This window comes from Flavobacterium sp. TC780 (assembly GCF_056783245.1).
This window is the reverse complement of record NZ_JBXBAV010000100.1, coordinates 1-16509: the sequence shown is the minus strand read 5'-3', so window position 1 is coordinate 16509 and position 16509 is coordinate 1. Positions and strand designations below refer to the sequence as shown.

Here is a 16509-nt window from a genome sequence, read left to right as displayed (position 1 = left end):
ATTTTTAGTGAATTGTAGGTTAGTGTATAAATATCCATTTTTAAGATCATATTAGTAAATTTTACTATATACTACGACAAGCAATTTTTTGAATTTATGTAAACTGACTCTTTTTTTATCGATTTTAGTGTAATAATAAAATATAAAAGTATCACAATAAGCTTTTAATCGTTTAAAAAAAGGGTTAATATATAAATGAAGTGTTAAAGAATAAAATATGTACCGTAATTGCAAATACTTCAGGAGTTAAGATCTTGTAAGTTAGGTTTTTAAATTGAAAAATATTTAGGGGTTTGAACAATTTTCTTTCAAAAACACAAAGAAAAAAGAGGTTGCATTTTATAAAAATGACATCCTCTTTTTTAAATGTGCTTAAATAGCTTTTGGGCTAATAAGTGTATTCAAAGGTTTCGCCATTGCTTACTTGCTTTGTTAAAAAGTCATTGTTGTTATAAGAGTTTTCATAAGTGGCTATTTCTACGGTAATTCCGTTTTTTTCTCCTGTTGTTTTAGTAAGATTGTTACCTGAATTGACATCTTTGTCAAAAATTTCTGCATCTAGTAACAAAGTATATCCTAAAATATTTTTAAAAGGATTATTTTTTGTGTCGTACTCAGCTACATCTACATAATCATCGAATACTATTTTTATAATATTCCCTCTGGTATCTAAAGTAAGTACACTTGTTAGATCTATTGTTTCTACTTGTGTAATAGGATCAATTAAAATTCTAAGGGATGTAATTGTTCCATCGGTGTTGTATGTATAATCTGTCCTTACTCTTGATGAAGAAGCTGTTGTTGGTACTTTTAGATATGATTTTAATTTATTGTTTTCATATGTTAAAGTTGTAGTTTCCATTAGGATGTTGTTTTCGAAATATTCAGATTTCGTAATTACATTTCCTGTGTAAGTAAATGTTGTTTTATTACCCTCACTATAATCAACACTTACAATTTTATTTCCATTGTAAGTATAAGTGGTAATATTATTCTCTTCTGGAAGAGACGTAGAAGTATATTTCTCAGTTTGAGGTAAAATTAAAACAGTATCGTCAATGATTGGATTGTCATTATTGTCATCAGAACTTGAACAAGAAGCTAGTACTAAACTGATAGCACTAAATAAGAATAAAATTTTTTTCATAGAATTGTAATTTATTAATTTATTTGAAAATATAATAATTTTCTTATTTTAAATGCTGTTTGTGTGATTTTTTTGTAATTTTTTTTATTCTAAAATTAAGGTTACTAAAAATAAACGTAATAAACTGATTATAAGAAAATCACTTTTTTAGGTATGAATTTGAGAAGTTATTCTATAAGAAGCTCTACTGTAGTTTTTTAAATTCATTATTATAACAAAAAAACTCCAGATTGCCCTGGAGTTTAGTTTATTAATATAAAAGAAAAATTATTCTTCTTTCATAGTATGATATACGTTCATAACGTCATCATCCTCTTCAATTTTTTCGATAAGTTTTTCTACGTCTGCAATTTGAGCTTCTGTAAGTTCTTTTGTTATTTGAGGAATACGCTCAAAACCAGAAGATAAAATTTCGATACCTCTGTTTTCAGTTCTTTTTGTAATGCTCCAAAGCTTCCAAAAGGAGCATAGATTAAAATACCATCTTCGTCTTCAAAAACCTCTTCAGCACCAAAATCAATTAATTCTAATTCTAATTCCTCAGGATCAAGATCACCTTTAGGAATTCGGAAATTACAAGTATGGTCAAACATAAATTCAACAGAACCTTGTGTTCCCATAGTTCCGTTACATTTGTTAAAATAACTACGAATGTTAGCTACTGTACGATTATTATTATCCGATGCAGTTTCTATTAATATGGCAATTCCGTGAGGAGCATAACCTTCAAATAAAATTTCTTTATAGTTGGCAGTATCTTTATTACTGGCATTTTTTATTGCGCGCTCAACGTTGTCTTTCGGCATGTTGGCAGCTTTTGCATTTTGAATAACAGCTCTAAGTCTAGAATTGGCATCTGGATTAGGACCACCTTCTTTAACAGCCATTACAATATCTTTACCAATTCGGGTAAATGTTTTGGCCATTGCTGACCAACGCTTCATTTTTCTACCTTTTCTAAATTCAAACGCTCTTCCCATTGCTGATTTTTTATTTTGAGTTGCAAAAATACAGTTATTAGTTATTTTATAAAAACAAACACTATGTTTTTTTTGGTGAAATGTAAACCTATGAGAGTAAAATATAAATTGAGATTATATACTACATGGCAAGTAGCCTACATCTTAGTATTTAGTATCAATTTAGAGTTGAGTAATGAGTAAGTAATTCTAGTAAAAAAAGAAAGTATATTATCAGAACCCAACCATAAAGTTTAAACTGAATACCAAACGCTACTTAGCAGAATTAAAATCATTAATAATATTTACAGCCTCATTTAAGTAAGGATTAGTTTTAAGATTATCAATTTGATATTGATTCATGGTTTTTTCAGTAGGATGAAGTCCTAAAAGGAATCGGTTTACTGTTGAGTTGTATACATCCAGAGGGTCATTCTTAGTGTTATAAGAAGTAATTTCTTCCCACAAACCATTTCTTGTTTTTTTCTGTTCAAAAACGGAGTCTAGAGTCATTGGGATCTCAGTTCGAGGAGTGTTAACCAGTTGATCTATTTTCTGGTTTATTGTAATTATGTTATTAAAATAATCACTAGCTGCTACTCTGATGCTGCTATGATCAGCAAGTTTATTTATTAAACTTCTTTTTACGTAAGGTCTAAATTTTAGAACAGGAACAATCGAATCGTTTTTAATAGCAGTTGGAAAGTTTTTTTCTTTAGCTATAATATTTTCGTAAAATTCAGGAAGAATTACATCGGGAGTTATACCTATATATTGATGACTCTTTCCTGTTATTCGATAAAATTTATTAATTGTTATTTTTAGAAAATCTGTATTTTTCTTCTCGTCCAATGATTGTATGGTTTGCATAGTTGCTTTTCCCAATGTATTGCTCCCTAATAGTAATGCACGATTGTAATCTTGCATAATCGATGCGAAAAACTCGCTCGCCGATGCTGTATTACCATTAACCAAAACAACAACAATACCTTTGTAAAGCATCCCTTTGTATGGATCATGAATAACAGACTGTTCGTTTTTATTATCTATAACAATCGAGATAGGACCATTATCAATAAACATTCCAGCTAGTTTTATAGCCTCTTCCATAGATCCTCCACCATTATTGATTAAGTCAATAACGAGGCCTTTAATATTGTCTTTCTGTAATTTAATAATTTCTTTGGCAGTATCATCAGCGCAGCCTTTTCCGCTATTACCCTCTAAATCGGCATAAAAACTAGGGATTTTTATATAACCAATCTTACTTTCTTTACCTATTATAAAACTAAAAACAGAGTTCTCTTCATCTTTCATGATTTGTTTTTCGATATAAACATCAAAACTTTTACCAGAATTTCTTTTGAGAGTAAGTGTGATACTTTTGTTTGACTCAGATAAAATCATAGTCGAAATAGATTCAAGGGTAGCGCACGAAACTTTTAAAGTTTCTTTTTGGTTAGATATAGAGATAATCTGGTCTCCTTTTTTTATTTGACCTGTTTGGAAGGCGGGCCCATTTGGATCCAATCCAGCAACAATAATTTCATTTTTCTCATTCAGATTAACGTTTAATCCCAATGATAAGTGTTCTTTAGATAAAGAAGCAACAAAACTAGATTTAGAGTCATTGCTAAAATAGGCCGTATGAGGATCAAAGTAAGTACAGAAATAATCATATAGTTTTTCCTGTGGTTTTTTCCCCGTTTGCAAGAGCGTATTAATTCGACATATTTCATTATCAAGGACAGACCTTTTATGAATAGCTTCAAGAGATTTAAAATTTGCTTTAAGCGAATCTAAATTAGGGCTTGCTTCAGCTATTTCATCCAAGATTTCGTAACGCATTTTTTTGCGCCATACTTTCTCAACTTCGTTTTCCTTCATATATACAGGAAAAGATTTTTTATAAAATCGAATGGTGTCTTTAGCAGAATAATCGATAGGTTCATTTAGGATTTTTTCCAAAGCGATTTTATTTCGTATTAGACCATTTCGATATTTAGAAATAATATCATTCAAGAAAGTGCAATCTTTTTTAAAAATAAGATTATCTATATTCAAACGATATTTTTTGGCAAGAGCATCATATTCTGATTTCAGGAAGATATTTCGAGAAGAGTCAAGGTCATCAATTAAGTGATCAAAAACAAAAACCGATAGACTATCATCTACCGGTTTAGGTTGAATATGTTCGCTTTGAATAAGCGCATTTATTTTGGTTACTATTTCGCATGTAGAGTCGCTATCTTGACCAAACAGAGAGAAACTAGCAAGTAGAAATACCAATGAAATTTTTTTCATAAATCGAGTATCAACATTTAAACTAAAATTACGCTAATTTTTTTGATAAAACGAGTATAATCTCTCCAAAATATTGGTGTCGAAATAGAATGTAGCTTCAGATTTACTTGATTTTAAAGATAAAACGGAGTTAATCATTTTAAGCTGTGCTATATAAGCAGTATTTCTGTATTCTACTTTAAAAGTAAATTATTTTTTATAGAAAGGTAATTTTACTACTTTCGCAGGAACATCATTTTTTCTAATTCTAATAAAGATATCGCTTTCTACAGTACTGTTAGCAACAGTAACGTATCCTAGACCAATACCAATACCTATAGATGGAGACATAGTTCCTGAAGTTACAATTCCAATTACATTTCCAGATGCATCTACTATTTCATACCCCTGTCTTGGTACAGAACGTTCCTGCATCTCAAAACCAACAAGTTTTTTGGTAACTCCAGCTTCTTTTTGTTTTTTTAGATTTTCAGAGTTAGTAAAATCTTTAGTAAATTTTGTAATCCAACCCAGCCCAGCTTCAAGAGGAGATGTAGTATCATTAATATCATTTCCGTATAAACAGAAGCCCATTTCTAAGCGCAAAGTATCACGAGCTGCCAATCCAATTGGTTTAATACCAAAAGAGGCACCAGCTTCAAACACCTTATTCCAGATGTGTTCAACCTCATCATTTTTGCAATAAATTTCAAAACCACCAGAACCAGTATAACCAGTAGCCGAAATAATTACATTCTCAACTCCAGCAAAAGTACCAACTTCAAAATGGTAATAAGGGATAGCAGATAAATCTACAGAAGTTAAACTTTGCATTGCTTCAACAGCTTTAGGCCCTTGAATTGCTAACAAAGAATAATCGTCCGAAAGATTTTTCATTTCAGCACCTACATCATTGTGAGAAGAGATCCAATTCCAATCTTTATCAATATTCGAAGCATTTACAACAAGTAAATACTCTTCCTCCTTCATTTTATAAATAATCAAATCATCTACAATTCCGCCATCATTATTCGGTAAGCAAGAATATTGGGCTCTGCCAATAGTTAGCGTCGAAGCATCATTAGAAGTAACTTTCTGAATTAAAGCCAAAGCATTTGGACCAGTTAATAAAAATTCACCCATATGCGAAACGTCAAAAACGCCCACGCCAGTACGAACTGTTTCGTGTTCAGCATTTACACCTTCGTATAAAATAGGCATATTATAACCAGCAAAAGGCAGCATTTTCGCTCCCAAACCCTCATGTATGTGCGTTAGCGCAGTATTTTTCATTGTGTGTGTTTATAAAAGTTAATCGCAAATTTATTCAAAAAATGTTGTAAACAAGTACTCAGAATTATAAAAATCGCAAAAATTAGGAGCTGTTTTCTGCTATTCGCTATATCTTTATGTTTTTAAAGGAAAAAACATAAAGGATGCCGCTGCAAACGTAGTTCACTGAACACTTATTAAAATAAAAATATTAGTGAAGTAATCAGGGCTAGAGTATATCAGGAAATAGATGTGATTTTAGAATCATGTTTTTTTGTAATTTTAATAAAAATATTTATTTCATGAAAACCCCCATTACCATGACCCAAGTTGAGATTCAACAGATTTATAAACCAATAAATCCTAAAACGCATAAAGGGATACAAGGACATGCAGCAATAATTGCAGGAAGTTATGGTAAGATAGGAGCAGCAGTTTTAGCATCAAAGGCTTGCCTCAAATCGGGATGTGGACTCGTAACTACGTATGTTCCAAAATGCGGTTACGAAATCCTCCAATCTACAATCCCCGAAGTAATGGTTGTAACCACAACAGATGAAAAATACATATCTGAGATTATATTGGATATCCAACCACAAGCTATAGGAATAGGCCCAGGAATAGGGCAGGAGGCCAACACGCAAAAAGCATTTTATGAGTTTTTAAAAACAAACAAAATACCTCTAGTTATCGATGCCGATGCACTAAATATTCTGTCACAAAATAAATCATGGTTTGCTTTGCTACAGCCAGATACAGTACTCACACCACATCCCAAAGAGCTAGAACGCTTAATAGGAAGTTGGCATTCAGATAGCGAAAAATTTGCAAAAACCATAAAATTTTCCAAAAAGCACCAAGTAATAATAGTCATGAAAGGTGCTCCAACACATATAATAAATAGAGAAGACATCTACCAAAATACAACAGGAAATGCCGCATTGGCAACCGCAGGGAGTGGCGATGTGCTAACCGGAATAATCACTAGTCTATTAGCTCAAGGATATTTGCCAATTCAAGCTGCGCAATTAGGAGTATATCTACATGGTTTAACCGCTGATATTGCTTTGCCCGAAACAGGATATCAGTCATTTATAGCATCAGATATTATTGCAAATCTCGGTAAAGCGTTTTTATCGTTAGATTAGACTTAGAGAAGCAAGAGTATAGAAGCAAGAGTATAGAAGCAAGAGTAAAGAAAAAAGAGTAAAGAAAAAAGAGTAAAGAAAAAAGAGTAAAGAAAAAAGAGTAAAGAAAAAAGAGTAAAGAAAAAAGAGTAAAGAAAAAAGATTTAGAGATTCAAGATTTTAAAAAAGAAGATTTTTTAGATTACTCAGATTGTCTTCCAGAGCGGGGTCGAAGGACCACAATAAATTCCACAAACAAAATCCTAAAACCAATGCAGAGAAAAAAATCTGCTGAATCTGCTAAATCTGCGTGAACCAAAATTAGCCTAAAGCTTAAATAAGATTTAATGAAATTTTTATTTTAGATTACTCAGATTGTCTTCCTGAGTGGAGTCGAAGGACCACAATAAATTCCACAAACAAAATCCTAAAACCAATGCAGAGAAAAAAATCTGCTGAATCTGCTAAATCTGCGTGAACCAAAATTAGCCTAAAGCTTAAATAAGATTTAATGATGTTTTTTACTTTAGATTACTCAGATTGTCTTCCTGAGTGGAGTCGAAGGACCACAATAAATTCCACAAACAAAATCCTAAAACCAATGCAGAGAAAAAAATCTGCCGAGTCTGCAAAATCTGCGTGAACCAAAATTAGCCTAACGCTGAAATAAGATTTAATGAAATTTTTATTTTAGATTACTCAGATTGTCTTCCTGAGTGGAGTCGAAGGACCACAATAAATTCCACAAACAAAATCCTAAAACCAATGTAGATAAAAAAATCTGCTGAATCTGCGTGAACCAAAATTAGCCTAACGCTGAAATAAGATTTAATGAAATTTTTATTTTAGATTACTCAGATTGTCTTCCTGAGTGGAGTCGAAGGACCACAATAAATTCCACAAACAAAATCTTAAAATCAATACAGAGAAAAAAATCTGCCGAATCTGCAAAATCTGCGTGAACCAAAATTAGCCTAACGCTGAAATAAGATTTAATGATGTTTTTATTTTAGATTACTCAGTTCGTCCTCCTGAGCGTAGTCGAAGGACCACAATAAATTCCACAAACAAAATCTTAAAACCAATACAGAGAAAAAAATCTGCCGAATCTGCGTGAACCAAATTAAGCGCAACGCTGAATCATATTGTAAAAGACGCATTGCGATGAGTCTTTACCGACATGGTTTAATAATGGATGCGTATAGATTTTTAAAAACATAGCAAACAACTTCTTTAAGTCTTTCTTCTTTCTTCTATTTTCTTTACTCTTTTTCTCTATACTCTATATTCTTTTCTCTAACTAATCTAAGAATTCTAAAAATCTAACTAATCAAAGAAGACTAACAAATCTAAATTAGTAAGTTTGTATTCCAGTAAAAGCTGACTATGAAAAACAAACTTGATCTAAGAACGGTAAACGTAACGCGATATATAAGTCCGTTACGAGAAGGCGGTTCGTTACCCGCTTTGGCCGAAGCAGATGACGATTTTAAATACGTCTTAAAATTTAAAGGAGCCGGACATGGCGTAAAGGCACTAATTGCCGAATTGGTAGGAGGCGCAATTGCGAATGCATTAAAACTTCAAATCCCTGAATTGGTATTTGCTAATTTGGATGAAGCTTTTGGCAGAACCGAAGGTGATGAGGAAATTCAGGATTTACTGCAAGGAAGTCAAGGGCTTAATTTGGCTTTACATTTTTTATCAGGAGCAATTACTTTTGATCCAGTTGTAACTGTGGTTGAGTCTAAACTAGCATCACAGATTGTTTGGTTAGATGCTTTTATTACCAATGTAGATCGTACATTTAGAAATACCAATATGCTTATATGGCATAAAGAACTATGGTTAATAGATCATGGGGCTTGTTTGTATTTTCATCATTCATGGAACAATTGGGAGCAACATGCCAAAAGTCCATTTGCATTAATAAAAGATCACGTATTATTACCACAAGCATCACTTTTAAAAGAAGTCGATTCAGAATATAAAACCATTTTAACTCCCGAATTATTACAGGAAATAGTAGCACTTATTCCAGACGAATGGCTCAATTGGGAAGATACCGATGAAACACCCGAAGGATTGCGAAATGTATATTTACAATTCTTGCAAACACGATTAGACCATTCTGAAATTTTTGTAAAACAAGCCGAAAATGCAAGATAGTCACTTATATGAATATGCCGTAATACGTGTTGTACCAAGAGTAGAGCGCGAAGAATTCCTAAAATATAGGTGTCATATTATTTTGCAAAAGAGCCAAATTTATAAAAGTATTGTACCATATAAATGATGCCAGAATCCAAGCTCTTTCAGCCGATTTTGATGTAGAACAATTGCATTGTAATTTAACCTCATTAGAAAAAATAGCCAATGGAGCCAAAGATGGCGGACCAATTGGACAAATGGAAATTCCTGAGCGATTTCGCTGGTTAACAGCCATACGCAGTTCGGCAATTCAAACCTCAAGACCACATCCGGGTTGATGTCAGGATTTGGATAAAACGATTCAGAGATTGTTTGAGGAATTGGTTCTATAAATTTAAGAGACAATGGTGCAGAGGTTCAAAGGAACAAAGGTTGAAAAGGTAAAAAAACTTTAGTTTTTTTCTTTGCGATTTAGAGTCTTTGCGAGAAATGCTATTGCGTTGTTTGCGATCCCGATAGCTATCGGGACTGCGCTCTTTGCGGTTAAATTTTATGCGATAGATTAAAGGATTAACTGTGGATTAAAAATCCAATATTCCGAAGAGGCATTCATTAGAAAAATGAAGCATTAGATTTTCCCTTTTTTGATTTTCAATGACTAACAAATCATAAGGATTTAGATCGTATGGTTTTTCGTTAATTTTAATAACTGTTGCATGTAAAGAAAATAAAAATATTATTTGAGCATTACAATTTTGATTGCTATTCGTTATTTTTAGTTTGTGATGGGATATTTTTTCAGAAATCATCCAATTAAAATCAATGCCTTTCGTATAAGAAGTCACTTCATCATTCGAATTAAATTCCATGATTTCATATTTCTCATACATTTTTTTTTCTTTGTTAACCTCAACATGTAAGTTGTTGTCAAGCATAACCAAGTATCGGTAATAGCCCTTGAATTTGGTAAACTCAGAAGGTTCTTGCTCTATTGTAGCACTACTTATTCTGAATATAAAATTTCTATCAGTATAATTTGCAGTTTTCGGATATATCATATATTCATAAGTCAATCCACCACTCCAAATAGAGGATTTACTGTCTTTTTTAGGCAAAAGGCTTATGTTCATTTTTTATTATTTTTAATAAGAAATCAAATGTGATTTTCTAAGGTTCAAAGAGGCAAAGCTTTTTTTAGCGAGATAACACCAATATCTTAGCGAACTTCGCGTATCTCTTTGCAACCTTTGCGGTTAATTTTTTGAGTGTCTTACAAACTTGTGGTTAAATAATTAAATCTTTTTCTCTAAATGAATAAATTCCAAAGGTTTATCAGAAACGTTAATATGAATATCGCTTGCAGGAAAAGGTTCTCTTTCGCCAGTATCTACATAACCGTGACGATTGTACCACGCAATAAGTTCCGAACGAACTGAAACAACTGTCATACTAAGAGTTGACAAGCCTAAAGTTTTGGCATGAACTTCTGCTTCAGCTAACATCTTTTTTCCGATACCGCTATTTTGTAATTCAGGAGAAACAGTAAGCATTCCAACGTACAATTGATGTTCTTTTTCTACTAACAAAACAGAACCAATAATTTTGTCATTCTCTGTATATTTCAGAAATGTATTTTTAGGATCTAAAAAGATTTCTTTTAATTCTTCTTCGGTTGTTCTTTTTCCTTCTAATAAATGGGCTTCTGTAGTCCAGCCTTTTTTTGAAGATTCACCGCGGTAAGCTGAATTTATTAATGTATTTAATGCAGGAATATCCTGTAATGTCGCTTTTGTAATCATGAGGTTTTTTTATTCTTGAGATTGGTTTTCAAAGATAAAAAAAAGCTACAAAATTATAGTTGTAGCTTTTAGTTTAATCTTATGGAAATAGGTTATAAATTAAAACAGTTATTGAAATTACTCATAAGTATATAGCGTTTTCATAACTAAAGGACGATCAGGCTGCGATGCTCGAGTTGTCGTTTGTTTAGACTCTTTTAAGTACCCATTCGAATCATATACATATTCATAATCATATCTTAATTCATATTCTGTTACACCTTCAGATACTGCTTTAACTTTCCAATCTAATATATGCATCCAATTATAAATGTAACATCTAAAGATTGGTTCACTAGAATATATACCAGCCTTCGTATAATCTATAGTAAGTTCGTATGTAATTTCAGTAATTTTATCTTTAACAACATATTCAGTTCCAGTAGCAGTCTCTTTAGCTGTAGAGTAGTTTTTTTCAGTCAAGAGGATATTAACAAATACTTTATTATCAACATAGTTGTATAAATAAGTAGCTGTTTTAGGATTGGTAACAGTTTCGTATGTGTAATTTCCATCAGGTCCCTGATGTTCAATCTCCTGCTGATAAGTTCCTGTTTCAATTTCTTTTGCAAGGCGCCCGATTTCGTCGTAATATATGGCCATTATTCCTCCATCATTGCCAGTTGTTTTTGTGATATACCCACCACTATTAATTTCAACAGGATTATTACCATGATAGGCTTTTGTAACTTTATCCGCAGCATCAAACTCATATTTAGAAATTATTCCAATGAATTTGTCTTTGATGTATCTGTCTATTGAATACAATCGGCCTTTTGAATCATATAAATATCTATTTTCTTTCAACTCATTCTGAACCTCGTTCCCAAGTTGATCTTTGGTAACTCTAAAAATTAATTCTTTGACAATACGCTGTTTCGTTGCGGTTGATTTTCCAGTAACTTTTCCAGTAACTGATTTGGGAACCAATTGTATTGCGGGTTTAAAAACTTCTTGATTGGGTAATCTTGGATCTGGTGTTTGGGCAGTTTGAGGTGGAGCTGTAGTACTTTCGTCCTTGGAGCAATTAATAAATAACATTGGTAAAGCGATAAGTAGTATTCCTAAAGTAGTTCTCTTCATTTTTAGTATTTGGTTAGTTAATTATAAGTGGTTTTTGAAATAGATAATTTAAGAGAAAAAACAGACAGGTTATTATTTTATTTAAGTGAATAAGCTGCTATGGTTTTTTTGAAAAGGGAAGGGATATAAACTATTTTTTTTTCATTGTCGAGTCCTATATCCGCTGAGTAATATTCTTCTTTTCTGGTATCCAAAAGAATTTCTTTTGAGCCATCTTTATTTACATAATAAATAACTCCAGTCCAACAACTCACAATAAACTCACTATTTGTTATCGGTTCAATTCCATCTGTATTTTCATCCATACCTTCTGTCAAAAGGTGCTTGTTCTTTTTATTATCCATTTTGTATAATGAACCATTATCTAAATAATGCAAATCATCATCGATGAATTTTAGACCATTTGGTTTATTTAGGTTTTCTAAATAAACACCTGCAATATCATTTTCTAATTTAAAAATTTTACCAACTTTTGGATCAGACACATAAACAACTCCTTTTGTATCAACAGTTACATCGTTTAATATTTTGGAATCATTAACGGTTACTTTTTTTAGTATTTTTTGTTGTTTTATATCAATAATTACAATTTCTGTAAGGTCGGCTACAAATAATTTATTTTTGAATTTTGCCATTCCTTTTGGAGCATTTAAGCCTGATATCCAATTTAAATTAATGATTTTACCATCGGTTGTTAATTTTTCTATACTTCCTTTTCCGTCACGTTCAGCCGGTGAACCATCCATTAAAGAGGTGTATAATACCCGATCTATTTTATCGTAAAATACCGATTCTGGAATTGGTAAAATACTATCTGTTACCCAAATTCTTTTTAAAGAATGTTGAGCGATACTTGAAAAACTTATTATAAATAGCAATAAAACATAAAAAATATTTTTTTTCATTTTGATTGGTTTTAGATTGTTTTTTTTAGCAATGCTGGTCAATTCGATAAATTAAATAGCTATCGAAACTTCATGTAATCTAAATGTTTTTATATTGATAATATTTCACAGTTATTAAATTCTTATGCCTGATTAATTCAATAACCCACTATTCAATACAATTTTCCTAATTTCAGCTTCAAAATAATAAGCGATATCAAAATTATCAAAGGTTTGGTTTTCCAGAACAATAATACTGGTATTTGTTTCAGGATAATATAAGTTAACCGATGTAAATCCTTGATCGGGTACAATTCCGGTATGACCAAATTCTTTAATTTTAGCTTCGTCGTTTACACGAATACCATATCCATATCCAATTGCTGTATCGCCAAAAACAGGGTGTTGGTTGGTAATAGTATAAGTGGTCATTCGACTATAGGTAGCTTCGTTTAAAAGTTTACCATTATGTAGTAAGCTATTCCAAAGTGCTAAATCTTTAACAGTACTTACAAGTCCTGCTGCGGGAATTCTTTCTTTGGGAACAACAATGCCTTGAATTTCTTTGGTTGTATTGTCTTTAAAATATTCACGACCGTTTACAATCTCTTTTTGATTAGTTGCATTTGGAAAAAAGCTATCTTTCATTTTATTGACTTTGAACAATTCGTTCACAACCGCTTCATACGTTTTATTAGTCACTCTTTCTATAATTTGACCTAGCAAAATATAATTCAAATCGGTATATTTAAATTGAGTTCCAACAGCAAAGGCGGTTGGTTTCTCAAAATCGACAATACCCGAAGTATGATTTAGTAAATTTTCTACAGTTACGGTGCTTGTCCAAGGCTGTTTTAAGTTTGGCAGATATTTTTTTATAGGAGTATTTAAAACGATTTTACCCTTTTCGACTTCCTGAAGAATCAAAACAGCAGTTATTTGCTTGCTATTGGAAAGAATAACAAAATGATCACTTAATTTAAGAGGAGTTTTTTTAGCATAATCAGAATAGCCGTATGCTTTTGAATACTTAGTTTTTCCATTCTGAGTTATTAGCACATTACCATTAAAAGGACGAACAGAAGTTGTTTGAATCAGACTATCAATCCTAGTGCTGTAATTGTCTTTGGTTTGAGCCAAAATTGTTTGATTTGATATAAAAAATACAAGTAGGGCAATAGGGAGAAAACGTAGCTTGTTCTTCATTTTTTAAGAAAATTACTTTTGTGTTTTATGATAAGGGATAAAATGTAAAAGTAATAGAATCTTTGTTAATCTGTTTTCAATAAATAATAAATATTTAGTCTAATCTTTTGTATTTTTGGCTAAAGCCGAATTTGTCAATTTATATCAATTATGAAAAGAGTATCTTACATAAATAGATTTGTTTTTTTACCTAAATTTATTTTAGTTTAAGAATTTTAAATATCTTTGAATTATGAGTACAGCAATAAAACCAAAACATATCGGCAGAAATATAAGCCGTATCAGAGAGCTTAAAGATATGAAACAGGAAGCACTGGCACAGGCTTTAGGAACAAATCAGCAGGCAATTTCGGCTATTGAAAACAGCGAAACTGTAGACGAACAAAAATTAATTGAGATAGCAAAAGCTCTGGAAGTTTCTGTTGAAGCAATTAAGAACTTTTCGGAAGAAGCAGTTTTTAATTATTTTAATACTTTTAATGATGCTGTTTCAAATAGTAGTTTTGGACAAGGATCAAATAATAATTACGACTGCACTTTTAATCCTTTAGATAAAGTAGTTGAACTTTACGAACGTTTGGTACAAGCTGAAAAAGATAAAGTTGAGTATTTAGAGAAATTATTGAATGGGAAATAACATTTTTGAAAATATATTAAATTGAGAAGAGACTTTTGATGAGGTCTCTTTTTTTATGTTCAATTGCTAGCGCGAGCGTCCCGCTCGTGAGCGTTCCAATAAGTTTCTGAATTTCTTTGTGTTCACGAGCTGGACTTAATATTTAGCTATTTTAAAGTATATTGTCTATTTTTATTTATAAAAAAAATGCAGGAACAACTAAAAACTCTGGTTGATCTGTTTTGCTATAATTAGGAATATTATTTAATTTATGAACTCGAGTAATTTTGTAATCTACAGAATCATTTGTTGTAATTTTGTAATTATAATTTACTCTATAATAAGATAAAAATTCTTCTATTGAGAGTTTTACATTAGAATTAGTTTGTATTAATTTTAGTAATAATTCATTGGTATTTTGTAATCATCGGCAAAAAGAAAGTTACTTTTATTTTTTAGACTATTAGTATCGCCAAATTTTAAAATACTATAAATGTATGCTAATGTAAATCCTAATATGCTTAACTCTGAAGTCAGGTTTTTCAAGATATAATCTGCTTAGAAAAGCATTAACAAATGATATGTTTTTTGTGTTATTTTTTAAATATTTTACAAAAAGCCTAAATAAAAATAAATTTGGTTCAGAAGATAGGGCAGTAGCTATTGCAAGTTCGTTAGGAATTTTTAAAAGTAACCCAGGCTTCTTAGGAAATGACCCCATCCAAGATATATATTCAGCGGTTAAATATTCATGTATGGATTTGTGCGAAAATTCAAATGTTTCATTGCTTGATTGTAGTATTAGTCCACTATGTCCTTCGATTTCTTTCACAATTAATTTAGATTGCTTTATTGGTAAATCAAATTCTTGAAACAGAAGATTATAGCATTTTGTAATGTCATTTTCAGTAAATATAGATGAATTGCTAAATTCAGTTGTTAATAAATATGCAAATTTCGTTAAGAATTCAAATTTACGATCATTAGATAAATTATTATATTCCGAAACAGCAATACCTTTTTTGACTCTATCAATTCTTCTTTGCGCATCCCATTCTTCTATATATAAACCCACAATTTTTTTATAAACTGATTTAGGCTTTGGAGGTAAATTTTGATATCTTTCGTAGATAGCACAAAGATGAGCTAAAGCGAGTGGTTTGCGAGATGTGTCAAAATATGGACTAGAAAAAAAGTTCTTTTTTAAATTTACTAGCTTCTTCATGCTTTTTAATATAATGATTAATGAAAATATCAATTTGTTCATCATTTAAAGGTGCGATCTCAAAAGTTTGGGTGTTTGAAATTGTATAGCTAAATTCCGCAGTTCTGCTAGTAACCAGAATTTTACTTTTTACAAATGAAGTTGAAAGCATTTCTATATCCTCAATAATTATTTTGCGAACATGAATATCATTTACTTCATCAAATCCATCTAAAAGAACAAGAACATGTAGATCTTCCAAAAAGTCACAAACATATTTTTTTAGGTTAGAAACATAAGAATTAGTTTGTTTAATTTCATCTTTGCTAAAATCACGCAGTACAAACCCCAATTTATTTAATATAAATTCGAAAAAAGTGAGGGGTTCTATTTCTGATTTATATGCATTAATTTCTCTTAATCGAATTAAAACGGAAAGTTTAATTTCTTTATAATATAATCCATCTTTTAAAAATATACTTTGACATAGCTTTTTAACCAATGTTGTTTTCCCTGCTCCTAAATCACCAACTATTATTAAATTAATTAAACAATTATGAAATACAGATTCCATTTTTTTTCTTTCAGGAGCTAAATTTTGCACTTGACTTCTTCTTTGAGAAGTGAAAAAGTGAGGGTCTACAAATGTTTCTAGAATTAGTTTTGGTGTAGGTGCTGCCTCCCTAACAACAGGAGCATGTATTAACCTTAGCAGCTACCAACCGAACCAAGCACACAC

At 31.2% G+C, this 16509-nt stretch carries 13 protein-coding genes and 2 pseudogenes; 4 read left to right on the top strand and 11 right to left on the bottom strand.

Going from position 1 to position 16509, the window contains the following annotated elements:
• Positions 1–388: 388 nt before the first annotated feature.
• The 4 genes and pseudogenes from AC1RYN_RS10675 to gcvT form a co-directional block, all read right to left on the bottom strand.
• On the bottom strand, positions 389–1147 hold the full coding sequence (locus AC1RYN_RS10675; RefSeq protein WP_481806973.1) for a hypothetical protein: 759 nt from the start codon (positions 1145–1147) through the stop codon (positions 389–391).
• A 339-nt stretch (positions 1148–1486) separates the two neighbouring features.
• A pseudogene (locus AC1RYN_RS10670) lies at positions 1487–2073 on the bottom strand (YebC/PmpR family DNA-binding transcriptional regulator); the annotation flags it as partial.
• 306 nt (positions 2074–2379) lie between these two features.
• On the bottom strand, positions 2380–4410 hold the full coding sequence (locus AC1RYN_RS10665) for a S41 family peptidase (protein WP_481806972.1): 2031 nt from the start codon (positions 4408–4410) through the stop codon (positions 2380–2382).
• A 189-nt stretch (positions 4411–4599) separates the two neighbouring features.
• Positions 4600–5682, bottom strand: coding sequence for a glycine cleavage system aminomethyltransferase GcvT (gene gcvT, locus AC1RYN_RS10660; RefSeq protein WP_481806971.1), 1083 nt, complete (start codon positions 5680–5682; stop codon positions 4600–4602).
• Between the two features lie 281 nt (positions 5683–5963).
• Here gcvT and AC1RYN_RS10655 point away from each other — a divergent pair, with 281 nt between their 5' ends.
• The 3 genes and pseudogenes from AC1RYN_RS10655 (at position 5964) to AC1RYN_RS10645 (ending at position 9277) form a co-directional block, all read left to right on the top strand.
• Positions 5964–6809: an NAD(P)H-hydrate dehydratase gene (locus tag AC1RYN_RS10655; RefSeq protein ID WP_481806970.1), complete on the top strand. Its 846-nt coding sequence runs from the start codon at positions 5964–5966 to the stop codon at positions 6807–6809.
• 1365 nt (positions 6810–8174) lie between these two features.
• Positions 8175–8957 carry a HipA family kinase gene (locus AC1RYN_RS10650; RefSeq protein ID WP_481806969.1) on the top strand — a complete coding sequence of 261 codons (783 nt, stop codon included), beginning with the start codon at positions 8175–8177 and terminating at the stop codon, positions 8955–8957.
• Positions 8947–9277: pseudogene (locus tag AC1RYN_RS10645) on the top strand (DUF3037 domain-containing protein). Before AC1RYN_RS10650 ends, AC1RYN_RS10645 begins: the two are co-directional and overlap by 11 nt.
• 243 nt (positions 9278–9520) lie before the next feature.
• On the opposite strand, the gene AC1RYN_RS10640 reads toward AC1RYN_RS10645, so the two are convergent.
• The 5 genes from AC1RYN_RS10640 to AC1RYN_RS10620 form a co-directional block, all read right to left on the bottom strand.
• Positions 9521–10069 (bottom strand): HutD family protein, encoded by a 549-nt coding sequence (locus tag AC1RYN_RS10640; protein WP_481806968.1) that lies wholly within the window; start codon positions 10067–10069, stop codon positions 9521–9523.
• A gap of 162 nt (positions 10070–10231) precedes the next feature.
• Positions 10232–10738 (bottom strand): GNAT family N-acetyltransferase, encoded by a 507-nt coding sequence (locus tag AC1RYN_RS10635; RefSeq protein ID WP_481806967.1) that lies wholly within the window; start codon positions 10736–10738, stop codon positions 10232–10234.
• A 117-nt stretch (positions 10739–10855) separates the two neighbouring features.
• Positions 10856–11860 (bottom strand): hypothetical protein, encoded by a 1005-nt coding sequence (locus AC1RYN_RS10630; RefSeq protein ID WP_481806966.1) that lies wholly within the window; start codon positions 11858–11860, stop codon positions 10856–10858.
• Between the two features lie 77 nt (positions 11861–11937).
• Positions 11938–12765 carry a hypothetical protein gene (locus tag AC1RYN_RS10625; RefSeq protein ID WP_481806965.1) on the bottom strand — a complete coding sequence of 276 codons (828 nt, stop codon included), beginning with the start codon at positions 12763–12765 and terminating at the stop codon, positions 11938–11940.
• A gap of 132 nt (positions 12766–12897) precedes the next feature.
• Complete coding sequence (locus tag AC1RYN_RS10620) at positions 12898–13950, bottom strand: serine hydrolase domain-containing protein (RefSeq protein ID WP_481806964.1); 1053 nt, start codon at positions 13948–13950, stop codon at positions 12898–12900.
• Positions 13951–14182: 232 nt separating this feature from the next.
• Here AC1RYN_RS10620 and AC1RYN_RS10615 point away from each other — a divergent pair, with 232 nt between their 5' ends.
• Complete coding sequence (locus tag AC1RYN_RS10615) at positions 14183–14587, top strand: helix-turn-helix domain-containing protein (protein WP_481806963.1); 405 nt, start codon at positions 14183–14185, stop codon at positions 14585–14587.
• A 466-nt stretch (positions 14588–15053) separates the two neighbouring features.
• Here the strand turns inward: AC1RYN_RS10615 and AC1RYN_RS10610 are convergent, their stop codons facing one another.
• A complete protein-coding gene (locus AC1RYN_RS10610) occupies positions 15054–15824 on the bottom strand; it encodes an NACHT domain-containing protein (RefSeq protein ID WP_481806962.1) in 771 nt (256 codons plus the stop codon).
• Positions 15751–16374, bottom strand: coding sequence for an NACHT domain-containing protein (locus tag AC1RYN_RS10605; protein WP_481806961.1), 624 nt, complete (start codon positions 16372–16374; stop codon positions 15751–15753). Before AC1RYN_RS10605 ends, AC1RYN_RS10610 begins: the two co-directional genes overlap by 74 nt.
• Positions 16375–16509 lie beyond the last annotated feature (135 nt).

Excerpts from the sequence above, each read along its gene's own strand:
- AC1RYN_RS10655 (WP_481806970.1), top strand. The coding sequence starts at position 5,964 with ATGAAAACCCCCATTACCATGACCCAAGTTGAGATTCAACAGATTTAT.
- AC1RYN_RS10615 (WP_481806963.1), top strand. The coding sequence starts at position 14,183 with ATGAGTACAGCAATAAAACCAAAACATATCGGCAGAAATATAAGCCGT.
- AC1RYN_RS10640 (WP_481806968.1), bottom strand. The coding sequence starts at position 10,069 with ATGAACATAAGCCTTTTGCCTAAAAAAGACAGTAAATCCTCTATTTGG.
- gcvT (WP_481806971.1), bottom strand. The coding sequence starts at position 5,682 with ATGAAAAATACTGCGCTAACGCACATACATGAGGGTTTGGGAGCGAAA.
- AC1RYN_RS10665 (WP_481806972.1), bottom strand. The coding sequence starts at position 4,410 with ATGAAAAAAATTTCATTGGTATTTCTACTTGCTAGTTTCTCTCTGTTT.
- AC1RYN_RS10625 (WP_481806965.1), bottom strand. The coding sequence starts at position 12,765 with ATGAAAAAAAATATTTTTTATGTTTTATTGCTATTTATAATAAGTTTT.
- AC1RYN_RS10620 (WP_481806964.1), bottom strand. The coding sequence starts at position 13,950 with ATGAAGAACAAGCTACGTTTTCTCCCTATTGCCCTACTTGTATTTTTT.
- AC1RYN_RS10630 (WP_481806966.1), bottom strand. The coding sequence starts at position 11,860 with ATGAAGAGAACTACTTTAGGAATACTACTTATCGCTTTACCAATGTTA.
- AC1RYN_RS10675 (WP_481806973.1), bottom strand. The coding sequence starts at position 1,147 with ATGAAAAAAATTTTATTCTTATTTAGTGCTATCAGTTTAGTACTAGCT.
- AC1RYN_RS10635 (WP_481806967.1), bottom strand. The coding sequence starts at position 10,738 with ATGATTACAAAAGCGACATTACAGGATATTCCTGCATTAAATACATTA.
- AC1RYN_RS10650 (WP_481806969.1), top strand. The coding sequence starts at position 8,175 with ATGAAAAACAAACTTGATCTAAGAACGGTAAACGTAACGCGATATATA.